Origin of the sequence: Corynebacterium halotolerans (assembly GCF_050107895.1) — a bacterium.
Lineage (GTDB): Bacteria > Actinomycetota > Actinomycetes > Mycobacteriales > Mycobacteriaceae > Corynebacterium > Corynebacterium halotolerans_B.
In genome coordinates, this window is the sequence record NZ_JBNILW010000067.1 from 1 (window position 1) to 253 (window position 253).

The window sequence follows — 253 nt, forward strand, 5'->3', positions numbered from 1 at the left end:
ATAACGGCAGTACCACCTCACCGCCCAGAGGATGACCTCGCGAGGGAAATGGCGACCCGAGAAGATGCCCATGACCGTGATCATTCCACGGCGACCGCCACCCCGCCCCCACTTTGCAACAGCACCACCATCCGCGATATTCAGCACCACCTGGCCACCACGCTGGGTACGGACCTGTCGCACGAGACGATCAGCACCATCACCGACGCCGTCCTGGACGAGGTGATGATCTGGCAAAAACGCCAGCTGGACT

At 61.7% G+C, this 253-nt stretch carries 2 pseudogenes; one reads left to right on the forward strand and one right to left on the reverse strand.

Going from position 1 to position 253, the window contains the following annotated elements:
- Positions 1-72 (reverse strand): annotated as a pseudogene (locus ACQCVD_RS15585) (IS6 family transposase); the annotation flags it as partial.
- Between the two features lie 54 nt (positions 73-126).
- On the opposite strand from ACQCVD_RS15585, the pseudogene ACQCVD_RS15590 reads away from it, so the two are divergent.
- A pseudogene (locus tag ACQCVD_RS15590) lies at positions 127-253 on the forward strand (transposase); the annotation flags it as partial.